Consider the following 13807-nt stretch of genomic DNA (forward strand, 5'->3'; position numbering starts at 1 on the left):
CGACCCCGCATGGTAGCCCCAAAACGGGTCAGGCCCCAACGCCGCCCGCAGCCGCCCCGCGTCCACCCGCCAGAAGTCGTGCTGTTCACCGTCCACGAGGACGACCGGGATCTGCTCCCAGTACCGCCGGTGCAGCTCCTCGTCGACGGTGATGTCCTTCTCCTCCCAGGCGGCCCCCGTCTCCTCGCACACCGCGGCGACGACGGCGCGGGCGTCGTCGCACAGGTGGCAGCCGGGCTTCCCGATCAGGGTGACGAGCCGGTCGGCGGGAGCGGGCCGCGGGGCGCCGCGGCGCGGGCGGAGGAGGGGAGTCATACGGCCCATTGTGCCGCCGGGGGCAACCCCGGTGTCATCCCCGCGCCACCCGCGCGTGGTGGGCACGCCGTCCGCCCTGGCTATGCTCGACGCATGGCCAGGCCACGACCGTCCGAGTCGCGCACGACCGGGGCCACCGCCCGCGGGGGGTGGTTCACGGCCCGCAGGCGCGCGGCCACGGAGCGCCGGGACGACGACGCCGGCGTCCCGGGCACCCCGCCGGCGCCGCGCCGGGCGCGGCTGACGCTCGCCGGCGAGGCAGCGGCCGAGGCGGCGCGCGCCCAGGTCGCGGACGAGCCGGAGTTCCCCGCCCCCGGCGACGCACGCGCCGCAGCGTTCTTCGACCTCGACAACACGGTGATGCAGGGCGCGGCGATCTTCCACCTCGGACGCGGCCTGTACAAGCGGAAGTTCTTCCGCAAGCGGGAGCTCGTGAAGTTCGCCTGGCAGCAGGCGTACTTCCGCCTCGCCGGCGCCGAGCACGCCGGCCACATGCAGGACGCCAGGGACAGCGCGCTGTCCATCGTGCGCGGGCACGACGTCGCGGAACTCACCGCGATCGGCGAGGAGATCTACGACGAGTACATGGCCGGCCGCATCTGGCCGGGCACGCGCGCCCTCGCCCAGGCGCACCTCGACGCGGGGCAGCGCGTGTGGCTCGTCACGGCGGCGCCGGTGGAGACCGCGCGCATCGTCGCCCGCCGCCTCGGCCTGACGGGCGCCCTCGGCACGGTCGCCGAGACCGTGGACGGCGTCTACACCGGCCGTCTCGTCGGCGAGCCGCTGCACGGCCCGGCCAAGGCGCTCGCCGTCCGGGCGCTGGCCGAGGCGGAGGACCTCGACCTGGCGCGCTGCGCCGCGTACAGCGATTCGGCCAACGACATCCCGCTGCTGTCGCTCGTCGGCCATCCGTATGCGATCAATCCTGACAGCAAGCTGCGCGCGCACGCCCGGGAAATGGGCTGGCGCCTGCGCGACTACCGGACGGGCCGCAAGGCGGTGCGGGTCGGTGTCCCGGCGGCGGCCGGCGCGGGCGCGGTCGCGGGCGGCGCGATGGCGGCGTTCGCCCTGCAACGACGGCGCCGCTAGGGCCACCAGGCGGTTCTCCGGGCAGCGGGCAGGGGCGTGGCGCGCCGTGCCCGCCCAACCGTGATGCTCTACCCCGCGGCCGCGCCCGGCCAACCTCCCTCCACCCCATTGATCAATCTCGGTCACCAGATGGCAATTCCGATCATCCGGTGATCACTCTTGGCATGGCGTTGGTGTGGCGACCTGACCACAAGGTGTCACACTTCAAAGCTAATCGGCGATTTTCGCAACTACGCGTAGCACCGTCAGTACGAAGCGTTATTCTCCTCAGACGCAATCCGGTCCCCAGCCGTTCCCACCCAGGTGACGGGTGACGGACCCACCACTGCACGTGTTGGAAGCTTAAGCCTCTGGGAGTCCCGTGTACCCACACGTCGGGGTTGACGCCTCGGGCCTGGCTGCGCCGCGCTCAACGGTCCTCGACCGATTGCGCGCCCTCGTCCCCACCGCGTACGCCGTCCCCACCCTCGCCGCACCTGTCCCCGCAGGCCCCGCCTACGCAGTCGCCGACCGGGCCGCCGGCACCGGCGCCGTGGCCACCGCGCCCACCCCCGCCCCGACGGGCACCGGACCCGGCACCGCGGGCAGACGTGCCCGTTCCGGCGCCGCGGGCACCTCGACCCAGCGGCGCCCCGCGGCCGACAGCGACAGCCGCCGCATGATGGACCTCGTCGAACGCGCCCAGAGCGGCGAGGCCGAGGCGTTCGGCAGCCTCTACGACCAGTACTCCGACACGGTCTACCGGTACATCTACTACCGCGTCGGGGGCCGCGCGACGGCCGAGGACCTCACCAGCGAGACCTTCCTGCGCGCGCTGCGCCGCATCGGCACGTTCACCTGGCAGGGCCGCGACTTCGGCGCATGGCTGGTCACCATCGCCCGGAACCTGGTCGCCGACCACTTCAAGTCCAGCCGCTTCCGCCTCGAAGTCACCACCGGCGAGATGCTGGACGCCAACGAGGTCGAGCGCAGCCCCGAGGAGTCCGTCCTCGAGTCCCTGGCCAACTCGGCGCTCCTCGACGCCGTCCGCAAGCTCAACCCGCAGCAGCAGGAGTGCGTCACCCTCCGGTTCCTCCAGGGGCTCTCCGTCGCGGAGACGGCCCGCGTGATGGGCAAGAACGAGGGCGCCATCAAGACGCTCCAGTACCGCGCCGTCCGCACCCTGGCCCGGCTCCTGCCGGACGACGCCCGCTGACCCGGGCGCGTCCGTCCCGTCGGCCGCCGTCCGCACGCCCCTTCCGTCCCGCTGCGTCCCGCCTCCGGGCCACGGTGGACCCTCCGTGACCGGCCTCCATCCATCGGTCACATAATCTGCCAGCCGTAACCCGAGTGCCTGTCCGCTCGTTGTCGGGTTCGTGGGCTTCCTACGACCGGGTCCCGGCCGAGGCGCGTCACCCGTCCGGGTGCGCGTCCCCGGGTCCCGGAACTCCTGTCCGGCCGTGGGGAGTCCTTCCTGTGACGAGAGGAGGTGCCGCCCGTGATCGGTTCCGTGTCGGCGAACCGCCGGGCCAACGCCTTCGCCCATCTCCTCGATCAACCGCGGCTCGGTGAGCCGCGGTCCGGGGAATCGGCGGCGGCCGCGGACCACCCGGCCCACCATCAGGCCGACCACCCGGTCGACCACCCGGCGGACAGTACGGAGCACGCCGCGCTGCTGTCCGTCGCCGACCGGCTGTCCGCCCTGCCCCGGCCGGAGCTGCCGGCCGCGGCGAAGGAGGCGCAGCGCGCCGCCCTGATCGCCGCCATGCAGGCCGCGTACGGCGAGCGGACGGCGCCCGCCGAGGCGGCCCCCGGGGCCGGCGTCCCGGCCCCGCGCCGCGCCCCCGGCGGCCGGGGTCTCCACCGCGCGGTGGGAGCCGGCGCCCTCGCCAGGCTCCGCCCCCGGACCCGGCTCACCAAGGGGCTGGCCGCGGGCGGCCTGACGATGGGGGTCGCCGCCGGCGCGTTCGGCGGGGTCGCCGCCGCCAGCTCCGACGCCCTGCCCGGGGACACCCTCTACGGCCTCAAGCGCAGCATGGAGGACCTGCGGCTCGACTTCACCGACGGCGACATCGACCGGGGGCGCGTCTACCTCGACCACGCCTCCACCCGGCTGAACGAGGCCCGCCGCCTCCTGGAGCGCGGCCGCTCCGGCCCCCTCGACGAGGACGACCTCGCCGCCATCCACCGCGCCCTCACCGCCCTGCGCGACGACGCCGCCGAGGCGCACCGGCTCCTCGCCCAGGCGTACGAGGCCGACGGTTCCCTGGACCCGATCCAGTCCCTGTCCGCCTTCACCGAGAACCACCGCGCCACCTGGACGGAGATCCGCCACCGCATCCCGCCCGAGCTGCGGGGCGTCGCCGGCGAGGTCACCGACGTCCTGGACGCCATGGACGACGACATCGCCCCCCTCAAGTCCCTCCTCCCCGACGAGCCGGCGAACGCGTCGGCCGCCGCCGGATCCGCCACGGCCCCCGACAGGGGCGCCCGCCCCGCGGAGTCGCACGACCCGGCGCCGCCCTCCTCCCCCACCCCGAGTGACGAGGGCGGCGCAGCTTCCCCGGCCGACGGCGGCTCCCCGCCGGCCGACGAGGGCCTGCTCGGCGGCGTCGGCATCCTGGAGCCCGGCCCCGCCACCGACTCCGGCACCCCCACCGACAGCCCGTCCCCCGGCGCGACGGAGCAGGACGCCGAGGGCGCGCTGCCGGAGATCACGATCCCGCCCCTCGTCGACGACCTGCTCCCCGGCCTCGGCCTCGACACCCGCGGGGACGGCGCCGACTGACGACCCGTCGGCCGGGGGCGCCCCACGCGGTCAGCCCCCGGCCGTACCGAACGGATTGTCGATCACATAACGCCACAGCCCGTCCGGGCCACGGCGCGCCACATCCGTCGCGGTCCCCTCGACACGCACGGCGTTCCCCGCCCGGTCCCGGCCGGCGATGCTCCAGTCGACGATCAGCAGCGCGATGTCCCCGGCCACATACGTGTGCCGCGGCCGCACGGTGATCGGCAGCCCGAGCCCGAGCATCTCCCGGTTGGCCCGGTCCAGTTCCCCGCCCGTGACGGCACGGCCCGGTGACGGCGCGAACACCGCCCCGGCTCGTAGACCCGCGCCACCGCGTCCGGGTCGCCCGTGTTGAAGGCCGCGGCGAACACCTCGGGATGTTGCCGCGGGTCCGTGGTCAGCGTGACAGTGGGGGCATGAGCGCCCCGGAATCCGGCTTCGGTCATGGCACCACCCAATCCGTCCGCCGCGTGGGTCACCAAACGGTGACCCACGCGCCCGCCCCGGACGGCTGGGACACCGGCCTGGTCCCCGACGCCCGCGGCCGTACGACCAGGCCCGACCCGGACTGCCCCGTGGAGACGGCGCTCACCGCCATCGCGGGCCGCTGGACCACCCTCGTCCTGCGCGAACTGATGGCCGGCCCCGCATCGTTCGGCGCGCTGCGGCAGCGCCTGCCGGACCTGAGCGCCAAGGTCCTCACCGAACGGCTCCGCACCCTCGAGGGCAACGGCCTGCTCATCCACGAACGGCTCCCGGGCTTCCCCGCCGTCTCCCGCTACACCCTCACCGGCGCCGGACTCGCGCTGCGCCCCCTCCTCACCGAGCTGTACCGCACCGGATCCGCCCTCCAGTCCCTCACGGGGGACACTTCCGGCGGCTGACCGGCCCTCAGCCGTTCAGCCAGTGATCGATCCCGGCACGCAACCGCGCCTTCTCCTCCTCCGGGGCAAAACTGCTCATGACGGCGGCGCGGGCCAGGCCGGCCAACTCGGCGTCCCCGTAGCCGAAGACCTCCCGGACGCGCTCGTACTCCGCCACCAGGGACGTCTCACCGTCGGTGTTCAGCGTGACCGTCAGACCGGCCTCCACCAGGCGCGGCAACGGGTGCTCACCGAGCGAGGGCACCAGGCCCAGCAGGACGTTCGACGACGGGCAGACCTCGAGCGGCACCCGGCGTTCCCGTAGCTCCGCCACCAGGTCCGGGTCCTCCAGCACCCGGATGCCGTGGCCGATCCGCTCCGCGTGCCCCACCGCCAGGGCCTCCCGCACACTGGCCGGACCTGCCGTCTCCCCGGCGTGGTGCACGAGACGCAGCCCCTTCTCGCGAGCCGCCCGCAGCGCCCCGGCGAAGGGCGCCGCCGGGTGGAACTCGTCCCCCGCGAGGCCGATGGCGACCACCCGCGGGTACCGGACCGCCAGTTCGACAGTGCGCCACAGCCGCTCGACGGGGCGGCGGCGGGAGTGGTCCAGGATCACCCGGGTCCGGACGCCGTACCGCTCCTCGCCCGCGGCCAGCCCTTCGAGCACCGCCTCCAGCGGCATCACCGGGTCGCCGAGCCGTTCGCCATGGGCCGCCGCCGTGAAGGTGACCTCAGCCCAGCGGACGCCCTGGGCCGCCTCGTCCGCGCAGAACTCCTCGGCCACGCGGCGGAAGTGCGCACGCTCGCGCAGCAGCGCCCGCACCGTGGCCCGCTGGTCGGCGAACTCCCGGAACCCGTTGAACGGCCGCTTCTGCGCGGGAGGTTCCCCACCCAGATCGCGGATCGTGGCGTGCCGGACCGTGCTCTCCAGATGGGTGTGCAGGTGCGCCTTGGGAAGCAGGCGAAGATCCCTCACTGCGAACTCCTGGTGATCGGGAAGGCGATGGCCGTCGGGTGACAGCGTGCACCACGCCCCGCCGTGCCCCGTCAGACGGTCCGCGCGGCCCGCTCCCCGACCCACCGCACCGTCGGCGTCCCCGGCTCGGCCGTGTAGAGGACGAGGAACCGCCCGTCGTCCGACGGCGCCCGCAGCGTCTCGTACCGGAACTCCAGCACCCCCGCCTCCGGGTGCCGGACCCGCTTCACACCGAACGCCTTGTCCACCACACGCTGTTCACCCCACAGGGCGCGGAAGTCCTCGCTCAGCACCGAGAGTTCCCGCACCAGCCCGGCCGGCCCCCCGGCACCCGGAGCGCGCCCGGCCGCAAGCCGGAGGAACGCCACGCACTCCTCCGCCACCACCCGCCACTCGGGGAACAGCTCCCGCGCCGCCGGATCGAGGAAGCAGAACCGCGGCATGCTCGGCCGTCCGGGACCCATCCGCCCGAACCCCATGACGGCGTCCCCCAGCGCGTTCCACGCCAGCACGTCCATGCTGCGGTCGAGGACGAACGCGGGCGTCGCCGTCAGCGAGTCCAGCAGCAGCCGCGTACCCGCCCGGACCTCCGCCGCCTCCCCGGCCCCGGGCACACCGCCGCGCCCGCGCCCGGGGCGCACCAGCGCGTACAGGTACTCCCGCTCCGCCCGGTCCAGCCGCAGGACACGCGCCACAGCGTCCAGCACCGCGTCCGAGACGTTCGTGCCACGCCCCTGTTCGAGCCGCACGTAGTAGTCGACGCTGACCCCCGCGAGCTGCGCCACCTCCTCACGCCGCAGCCCAGGGACCCGGCGCCTGCCGTACTGGGGAAGCCCGGCATCCTCCGGCCGCACCCGCGCGCGCCGCGAGCGCAGGAATTCCCCGATCGTCGCGTCGTCCATACACCGATGCTAGGCCGCCCGCCTGGTACTGCCGGACCCAGGAAAACCTCTGCCCTCCCAGGCTCCCCCGCCGCGCCGGAGAGTGGACACCACGGCGGACCGGAACCCCGGCCGCCGCCCACCGCCCTCCGGGAGAGCCCCATGTCCTACGCCGACCTCGCCGGCCGCACCGCCCTCGTCACCGGAGCCGCCAGCGGAATGGGCGCGGCCACCGCCCGCGCCCTCGCCGCCCACGGCACCCGGGTCGCCCTCGTCGCCCGCCGCACGGACCGCCTCGCCGGCCTCGCCGACGAGATCACGGCCACCGGCGGCACCGCCCTGCCCGTCGCCGCCGACGTGACCGACGAGAAGGCCGTACGCGCCGCCGCCGACCGGGTCCACGACGCCTACGGCCGGGTCGATCTGGTCGTGGGTGCCGCCGGTGTCATGCTGCCCAACCCCGTCGAGGCGGCCCGCACCGACGAGTGGCACCGCATGATCGACACGAACCTCACCGGCGCCCTGCACGTCATCGGCGCGTTCACGCCCGACCTGCTGGCCGCCGCCGCGGACGGCGCGCCCGCCGACCTCGTCACCGTCTCCTCGATCGGCGCCCACGTCCCGTTCCCCCAGTACGCGGTGTACGGCGCGACCAAGTCCGCCCTGACGTACCTCGCCCAGTCCCTCCGCACGGAGCTGGGACCGCGCGACGTCCGCGTCACCAACATCGAGCCCGGCCTCACCGACACGGAACTGGCGGGCCATGTCGACAACCCGGAGCTGGTGGGGCAGCTCGACGGCATGTTCGGCGCTCTCGGCGGCCTGTCCGCCGAGGACATCGCCGACCTCGTCACCTACACCGTCAGCCGCCCCCGCCACGTCAACCTGCGGCAGATCGTCGCGCTCCCGACCCGCCAGGCGTGACGTGCCTCCGCCGGGCGGCTCAGAAGAACAGCGACCTGCGGCCGACGAGCAGCTTGTACAGCGTGTGCTGAATCGTTTCTCTCACCTGGTCGGTGAGCTGGAACACGAGCATGGGGTCATCGGCCGCCCCCGGCGGCCGCTCCCCGGTCCCGATGGGCTCACCGAACTGGATGGTCCACTTCGTCGGCAGCGGCACCGCCCCCAGCGGCCCGAGCCACGGGAACGTCGGCGTCACCGGGAAGTACGGCAGCCCCAGCAGGCGTGCGACGACCCGGGCGTTCCCCAGCATGGGGTGGATCTCCTCGGCCCCCACGATGGCGCACGGCACGATCGGCACCCCCGCCCGCAGCGCCGTCGCCACGAAACCGCCCCGCCCGAACCGCTGCAGCTTGTACCGCTCGGCGTACGGCTTCCCCAGCCCCTTGAACCCCTCCGGCATCACGCCGACCAGCTCACCCCGCCGCAGCAGCTCCCCGGCGTCCTCCGCGCAGGCCAGCGTGTGCCCGGCCTTCCGCGCGAGCCCGTTCACCACGGGCAGCCGGAACACCAGGTCCGCGGCGAGGAGCCGCAGGTTGCGCCCCGCGGGGTGCCGGTCCCGCACGGCGACCTGGAGCATCAGCCCGTCCCACGGGAGGGCGCCGGAGTGGTTCGCGACGAGGAGCGCGCCGCCGTCCGCCGGTATGTTCTCGATGCCGCGCACCTCGACGCGGAAGTACTTCTCGTACACGGGCCGCAGGAGCCGCAGCAGCACCTCGTCGGTGAGGTCCTCGTCGTACCCGAAGTCGTCGACCTCGTACTCGCCCGTGATCCGCCGCCGGAGGAACGCGAACCCACGGGCCAGCGCACGGTCGAGTCCGTCCGCCGCACCCGCGGGCTCCCCGTCCGGCGGGGCCTCCCGGGGGACGGCGGCCTCCGGCGCCGCGCCGCTCTCCTCGCGCTCACCGCGCGCCCTGCGGCCCCCCTCGTGGAACGGGATCACCTTCGCGTCACCCACGGCGCACCGCCCTCTCGATCCGGTCGACGGCCCGCCCCAGCACGGCCGGCGGCAGCAGCCCGGGGCCGAGCGACGCGGCGAAGTCCGCGAACGCCGCCGCCGTCGTGTATTCCAGCGGCCCGCCCAGCGCGTCCTGCAGCAGCCCGCCCCGCACGACCCGCCCGTGGACCAGCGCCCGGAACCGCTCCCCCGCCACCCCGTCCGCGCCGAAGGCCCGCAGCACGGACCCGAGCCACGGCGTCAGGGACCGCGCCACGGGCACGGTCGGCCGCCCCAGGCGCCGCGCCGCCTGCGAGAGCAGCAGCACGCCGTCCCCCGCGACGTCGTACGTCCCCGGGCCGAGCCCGTCCGGCCCCCGGACGGCCCGCACGAGCACCTCGATCACGTCCCGTTCGTGCACGAACTGGAGCCGCGGATCGTGCCCGAGGACGGTCGGCAGCACCGGCAGCCGGAAGTACGCGGCCATCGGGCCGTCCGCGCCCGGCGCCAGGACGTCGGCGAGCCGGAGCACGGTGACCGCCACGTCGGGGCACCGGCGGGCGAAGCCCCGTACGTACCCCTCGACCTCGGCGACGTCCCGCGCGAACCCGCCCGCCGCGGGCGCGACCGGCCCCCGCGTCTCGTCGGCGACGGCCGGATCACGCGGTGAACTGCCGTAGACCTGGGTGCTGGAGATCACGACGACCTGCTCGACCGTCGGGACCTTCTGCGCGGCACCGAGCAACTGCAGCGTGCCGAGGACGTTGATCTCCTTGACGGTGGCACGGCCACCGCCGTACGGGCCCGCCGCCGCGTTCACATCGAGGTGCACCACGGTGTCGACGGCCTGCTCCGCCAGGACGGCCGCGATCGAGGGGCGGCGGATGTCGGTCCGGACGACGACGGCCTCCGCGGGCACGCTCACCGGCGGACGGGCGTCGACCGCGACGACCCGGTCCACACCGGGCTCCCGGCACAGCCGTCGCACGAACACGCCACCCAGGTGCCGGGCGGCACCGGTGACCAGCACGGTCCTGCCCACACCGACCCCCTGCCCTGGCGCGCGGGCACCAAGCGTACGGCCCTCCCGTCTCCGAGCGGACGGGAGGGCCGGTCAGCGGTGCTCGCTCACTTCTTGTTGCGACGCTGCACGCGCGTGCGCTTCAGCAGCTTGCGGTGCTTCTTCTTCGCCATCCGCTTGCGCCGCTTCTTGATAACAGAGCCCACGACTACCCTCGCTCACTTAGCTTTCCCGGTGCGGGGCGTCCGAGCCCACACGACCTACATGGGGCCAGCCTACCGGTCACCGGGTGGTGCGGGTTAATCGAGGGGCACCTGAAGGGGCCGTGCGGAGTTCACGCGCTCTCTGCGCCCACGAAGGACTCCCGCAGGTACTCGTGGACGGCCTGCTCGGGGACCCGGAAGGACCTTCCCACCCGGATCGCGGGCAGATGACCGGCGTGCACCAGGCGGTACACAGTCATCTTGGAAACACGCATCACCGCGGCGACCTCCGCCACGGTCAGGAACTTGGCCTCGCTCAGAAGCCGTTCAGCAGCCATAGTCACACCTGACCTTCCGCACATGTCGGACACCGGCTTCCCCTCCGGTGACTCCCTCTCGCATGCGCGCTCCTCCCCAGGTTAGGGGCGGGTGATGCGAGAGGGGAAGAGGTGCCGCAACCGGCCTTTTCCTGCGAGCGGGCTCTTACCGTGACAGAGAAGCCCGATTGAGCACATAGCGCGTTGACGGCGCACACGTCGCCCCATGCGCCGTCCCGCGCAACCACGCGCTCCACGAACTCGCCACGTGCCCCGGTGTCCCGGCACGGCCCCGACACGCTGACCTGCATCCACCGCCGGCGGGGCGTAAACCTCATCAGGCGGAACGCTTCGCCCTCCGCCTCGCCGGGACCCCCGGCCGCCGTCGGCGCGGACCGGCCCCGCCCTCCGGCGGCAGCCCGCCCGCCCGGCCCGGCCGGCCCCGAAAACGAATACCGGATGAGCGGGATCGGGTCGCTATGTCGATAGATCACCCGTCGAAAGAGGGGATCCGGCACCCGTACAACAGCGCGATCGCGTCGTCCGTTCTGCGTAGACCGCCGCTCCGGCCCGGGGGTCGGGCGGTCGGCGGTGAGCCGTCACGGCAGGAGACCGTGGGCCGGGTAGACGGCGGCCCGGGTGGCGCGCACGGCCCGGTCGACGGGGTCGGCCGGATCGTATCCCGCCTCCCAGGCCCTGGGGGCGGGTGTGCGGCCGTCCGTCATGCGCCGTGGCCCCGGCTGCCGGGTGCGGGCGTACACGCCCGCGAGCCACTCCTCGGGCACGGCGGCGGCGGGTTCGATGGGCGCGTGGGCGGCGATGGCGACGAGGTGGGTCCAGGCGCGGGGGACGACGTCGACGACCTGGTATCCGCCGCCGCCGAGCGCCACCCACTGTCCGCCGGCGTGGGTGTGCGCCCAGGTGTGGCAGAGGTCGGCGGCAGCCCGCTGGGCGTCGAGGCTGAGGGTGAGGTTGCTCTGCCAGTCCTCGAAGTGGGTGTCGGCGCCGTGCTGGGAGACGAGGATCTGGGGGCGGAAGGCGGCCAGGACCTCGGGGACGGTGGCCTGGAGGGCGCGGAGCCAGTCGTTGTCGGACGTGCCGGCCGGGAGGGCGACGTTGACGGCCGTTCCGTCGGCGGCGGCGCCTCCGGTCTCGGAGGGCAGTCCCGTGCCGGGGAAGAGGGTGCGGGGGTGTTCGTGGACGGAGACGGTGAGGACGCGCGGGTCGTCCCAGAAGGCGTCCTGGACGCCGTCGCCGTGGTGGGCGTCCACGTCGACGTAGGCGACGCGTTCCGCCCCGAGGTCGAGGAGGTGCGCGATGCCGACGGCGGGGTCGTTGTAGACGCAGAAGCCGGCGGCGGCGGCCCGCCGGGCGTGGTGGAGTCCGCCGGCGAAGTTGACGGCGTGCGGGGTGTCGCCGTTCCAGACGGCGGCCATGGCCGCGACGGTCTGGCCGGTGATGAGGGCGGCGGCCTCGTGCATGCCGGCGAAGGCGGGGTTGTCCTCGGTGCCGAGCCCGAACGCCGGGTCGGCGCCGCCGGGTCGGTCACCGGCCGCTCGGACGGCTTCGAGGTAGGCGGGGTCGTGGACGGCGAGCAGCAGCTCGTCGGTGGCGGCGGGCGCCGAGGCGACGTCGAGCCGGCTGTCGAGTCCGAACGCCGCGACGAGGCGCCGTGTCAGGTCGAGGCGCAGGGGCGCCATGGGGTGTCCCGGGCCGAAGTCGTAGGCGAGGAGCCCCTGGTCCCACATCAGCCGCGTCGCACGAGCACTCATGCCCGCCACACTAACGCGCCGCTCCGCAGCGGAAACACAAAAAAGAAGAGGCTCTGCCAGGGAATCAACAACTCCCCGACAGAGCCTCTTCATTCAATAATTGTCCGGCGGTGACCTACTCTCCCACACGGTCCCCCATGCAGTACCATCGGCGCTGGAGAGCTTAGCTTCCGGGTTCGGAATGTAACCGGGCGTTTCCTCTCCGCCATGACCACCGGAACACCCATGGGTGCACCAGCCAGGCCGGCTTCGAACTTCACAGTGGACGCGAGCATCTATGGACAAGCCCTCGGCCTATTAGTACCGGTCAACTCCACCCCTCACAGGGCTTCCATCTCCGGCCTATCAACCCGCTCGTCAAACGGGGGCCTTACCCCATCAAAGTGGGTGGGAGTCCTCATCTCGAAGCAGGCTTCCCGCTTAGATGCTTTCAGCGGTTATCCCTCCCGAACGTAGCCAACCAGCCATGCCCTTGGCAGGACAACTGGCACACCAGAGGTTCGTCCGTCCCGGTCCTCTCGTACTAGGGACAGCCCTTCTCAAGACTCCAACGCGCACAGCGGATAGGGACCGAACTGTCTCACGACGTTCTAAACCCAGCTCGCGTACCGCTTTAATGGGCGAACAGCCCAACCCTTGGGACCAACTCCAGCCCCAGGATGCGACGAGCCGACATCGAGGTGCCAAACCATCCCGTCGATACGGACTCTTGGGGAAGATCAGCCTGTTATCCCCGGGGTACCTTTTATCCGATGAGCGACGGCGCTCCCACAAGCCACCGCCGGATCACTAGTCCCTGCTTTCGCACCTGCTCGACCCGCCAGTCTCACAGTCAAGCTCCCTTGTGCACTTACACTCACCACCTGATAACCAACCAGGCTGAGGGAACCTTTGGGCGCCTCCGTTACTCTTTAGGAGGCAACCGCCCCAGTTAAACTACCCACCAGACACTGTCCCCGATCCGGATCACGGACCCAGGTTAGACATCCAGCACGACCAGAGTGGTATTTCAACAACGACTCCACCCAAGCTGGCGCTCAAGCTTCACAGTCTCCCACCTATCCTACACAAGCCGAACCGAACACCAATATCAAGCTATAGTAAAGGTCCCGGGGTCTTTCCGTCCTGCTGCGCGAAACGAGCATCTTTACTCGTAATGCAATTTCACCGGGCCTATGGTTGAGACAGTCGAGAAGTCGTTACGCCATTCGTGCAGGTCGGAACTTACCCGACAAGGAATTTCGCTACCTTAGGATGGTTATAGTTACCACCGCCGTTTACTGGCGCTTAAGTTCCCAGCCTCGCCCCCGAAAGAGCTAACCGGTCCCCTTAACGTTCCAGCACCGGGCAGGCGTCAGTCCGTATACATCGCCTTACAGCTTCGCACGGACCTGTGTTTTTAGTAAACAGTCGCTTCTCGCTGGTCTCTGCGGCCACCCCCAGCTCCAACCGAAAAGGTCTTCACCAGAAGCGGCCCCCCTTCTCCCGAAGTTACGGGGGCAATTTGCCGAGTTCCTTAACCATAGTTCACCCGAACGCCTCGGTATACTCTACCTGACCACCTGAGTCGGTTTCGGGTACGGGCCACCATGAAACATCGCTAGAGGCTTTTCTCGACAGCATAGGATCATCCACTTCACCACAATCGGCTCCGCATCAGGCCTCACCCTCAATGTCGCACGGATTTACCTGCACGACGGGCC

General features: G+C 72.3%; 13 protein-coding genes, 2 rRNA genes and 1 pseudogene (1 of these 16 only partly in view). 5 read left to right on the plus strand and 11 right to left on the minus strand.

All coding sequences use genetic code 11. The annotated features are described in order from the left end of the window. Window positions 1-33 precede the first annotated feature (33 nt). A pseudogene (locus EMA09_RS28960) lies at window positions 34-315 on the minus strand (glutaredoxin family protein); the annotation flags it as partial. A gap of 93 nt (window positions 316-408) precedes the next feature. Here EMA09_RS28960 and EMA09_RS12895 point away from each other — a divergent pair. The 3 genes from EMA09_RS12895 to EMA09_RS12905 all read left to right on the plus strand — a co-directional run bounded on the left by EMA09_RS12895 (window position 409) and on the right by EMA09_RS12905 (window position 4171). Then, window positions 409-1404 (plus strand): HAD-IB family hydrolase, encoded by a 996-nt coding sequence (locus tag EMA09_RS12895; protein WP_129841207.1) that lies wholly within the window; start codon window positions 409-411, stop codon window positions 1402-1404. Between the two features lie 361 nt (window positions 1405-1765). After that, entirely contained in the window at window positions 1766-2599 is an 834-nt protein-coding gene (locus tag EMA09_RS12900) for an ECF subfamily RNA polymerase sigma factor, BldN family (protein WP_129841208.1), read from the plus strand. A gap of 282 nt (window positions 2600-2881) precedes the next feature. Continuing rightward, on the plus strand, window positions 2882-4171 hold the full coding sequence (locus tag EMA09_RS12905) for a DUF5667 domain-containing protein (protein ID WP_206305942.1): 1290 nt from the start codon (window positions 2882-2884) through the stop codon (window positions 4169-4171). 30 nt (window positions 4172-4201) lie between these two features. Here the strand turns inward: EMA09_RS12905 and EMA09_RS12910 are convergent, their stop codons facing one another. Then, the gene (locus tag EMA09_RS12910; RefSeq protein ID WP_346655825.1) at window positions 4202-4480 is read right to left on the minus strand and encodes a DUF4440 domain-containing protein; all 279 of its coding nucleotides are present in this window, start codon (window positions 4478-4480) and stop codon (window positions 4202-4204) included. 110 nt (window positions 4481-4590) lie between these two features. On the opposite strand from EMA09_RS12910, the gene EMA09_RS12915 reads away from it, so the two are divergent. After that, window positions 4591-5058 (plus strand): helix-turn-helix domain-containing protein, encoded by a 468-nt coding sequence (locus EMA09_RS12915; protein ID WP_129841210.1) that lies wholly within the window; start codon window positions 4591-4593, stop codon window positions 5056-5058. A 7-nt stretch (window positions 5059-5065) separates the two neighbouring features. Here the strand turns inward: EMA09_RS12915 and add are convergent, their stop codons facing one another. Beyond that, the gene (gene add, locus EMA09_RS12920; protein WP_129841211.1) at window positions 5066-6013 is read right to left on the minus strand and encodes an adenosine deaminase; all 948 of its coding nucleotides are present in this window, start codon (window positions 6011-6013) and stop codon (window positions 5066-5068) included. Window positions 6014-6084: 71 nt separating this feature from the next. Beyond that, window positions 6085-6915: a helix-turn-helix transcriptional regulator gene (locus tag EMA09_RS12925; RefSeq protein WP_129841212.1), complete on the minus strand. Its 831-nt coding sequence runs from the start codon at window positions 6913-6915 to the stop codon at window positions 6085-6087. Window positions 6916-7056: 141 nt separating this feature from the next. Between EMA09_RS12925 and EMA09_RS12930 the strand changes: the two genes are divergently transcribed. Continuing rightward, window positions 7057-7818, plus strand: a complete 762-nt coding sequence (locus EMA09_RS12930) for an SDR family oxidoreductase (protein ID WP_129841213.1) — start codon at window positions 7057-7059, stop codon at window positions 7816-7818. A gap of 19 nt (window positions 7819-7837) precedes the next feature. Here EMA09_RS12930 and EMA09_RS12935 read toward each other — a convergent pair whose 3' ends face one another. The 7 genes from EMA09_RS12935 to EMA09_RS12965 form a co-directional block, all read right to left on the minus strand. Beyond that, the gene (locus tag EMA09_RS12935) at window positions 7838-8812 is read right to left on the minus strand and encodes a lysophospholipid acyltransferase family protein (RefSeq protein WP_129841214.1); all 975 of its coding nucleotides are present in this window, start codon (window positions 8810-8812) and stop codon (window positions 7838-7840) included. Beyond that, window positions 8805-9833 carry an NAD-dependent epimerase/dehydratase family protein gene (locus EMA09_RS12940; protein WP_129841215.1) on the minus strand — a complete coding sequence of 343 codons (1029 nt, stop codon included), beginning with the start codon at window positions 9831-9833 and terminating at the stop codon, window positions 8805-8807. Before EMA09_RS12940 ends, EMA09_RS12935 begins: the two co-directional genes overlap by 8 nt. Window positions 9834-9919: 86 nt before the next feature. Further along, window positions 9920-10018 (minus strand): AURKAIP1/COX24 domain-containing protein, encoded by a 99-nt coding sequence (locus tag EMA09_RS12945; RefSeq protein WP_003948845.1) that lies wholly within the window; start codon window positions 10016-10018, stop codon window positions 9920-9922. A gap of 128 nt (window positions 10019-10146) precedes the next feature. Beyond that, on the minus strand, window positions 10147-10353 hold the full coding sequence (locus EMA09_RS12950) for a helix-turn-helix domain-containing protein (RefSeq protein ID WP_168220719.1): 207 nt from the start codon (window positions 10351-10353) through the stop codon (window positions 10147-10149). A 578-nt stretch (window positions 10354-10931) separates the two neighbouring features. Continuing rightward, window positions 10932-12104: an acetoin utilization protein AcuC gene (locus EMA09_RS12955; protein ID WP_129841216.1), complete on the minus strand. Its 1173-nt coding sequence runs from the start codon at window positions 12102-12104 to the stop codon at window positions 10932-10934. A gap of 102 nt (window positions 12105-12206) precedes the next feature. Next, window positions 12207-12323, minus strand: a 5S ribosomal RNA gene (rrf, locus tag EMA09_RS12960). 58 nt (window positions 12324-12381) lie between these two features. Continuing rightward, window positions 12382-13807: ribosomal RNA gene (locus tag EMA09_RS12965) — 23S ribosomal RNA — on the minus strand; it runs 1674 nt beyond the window's last position.

The organism is Streptomyces sp. RFCAC02 (assembly GCF_004193175.1).
GTDB lineage: Bacteria > Actinomycetota > Actinomycetes > Streptomycetales > Streptomycetaceae > Streptomyces.

Coding starts and splice junctions, on each gene's coding strand:
- EMA09_RS12915 (WP_129841210.1), top strand. CDS start 4,591: ATGAGCGCCCCGGAATCCGGCTTCGGTCATGGCACCACCCAATCCGTC.
- EMA09_RS12895 (WP_129841207.1), top strand. CDS start 409: ATGGCCAGGCCACGACCGTCCGAGTCGCGCACGACCGGGGCCACCGCC.
- EMA09_RS12925 (WP_129841212.1), bottom strand. CDS start 6,915: ATGGACGACGCGACGATCGGGGAATTCCTGCGCTCGCGGCGCGCGCGG.
- EMA09_RS12950 (WP_168220719.1), bottom strand. CDS start 10,353: ATGGCTGCTGAACGGCTTCTGAGCGAGGCCAAGTTCCTGACCGTGGCG.
- EMA09_RS12955 (WP_129841216.1), bottom strand. CDS start 12,104: ATGAGTGCTCGTGCGACGCGGCTGATGTGGGACCAGGGGCTCCTCGCC.
- EMA09_RS12930 (WP_129841213.1), top strand. CDS start 7,057: ATGTCCTACGCCGACCTCGCCGGCCGCACCGCCCTCGTCACCGGAGCC.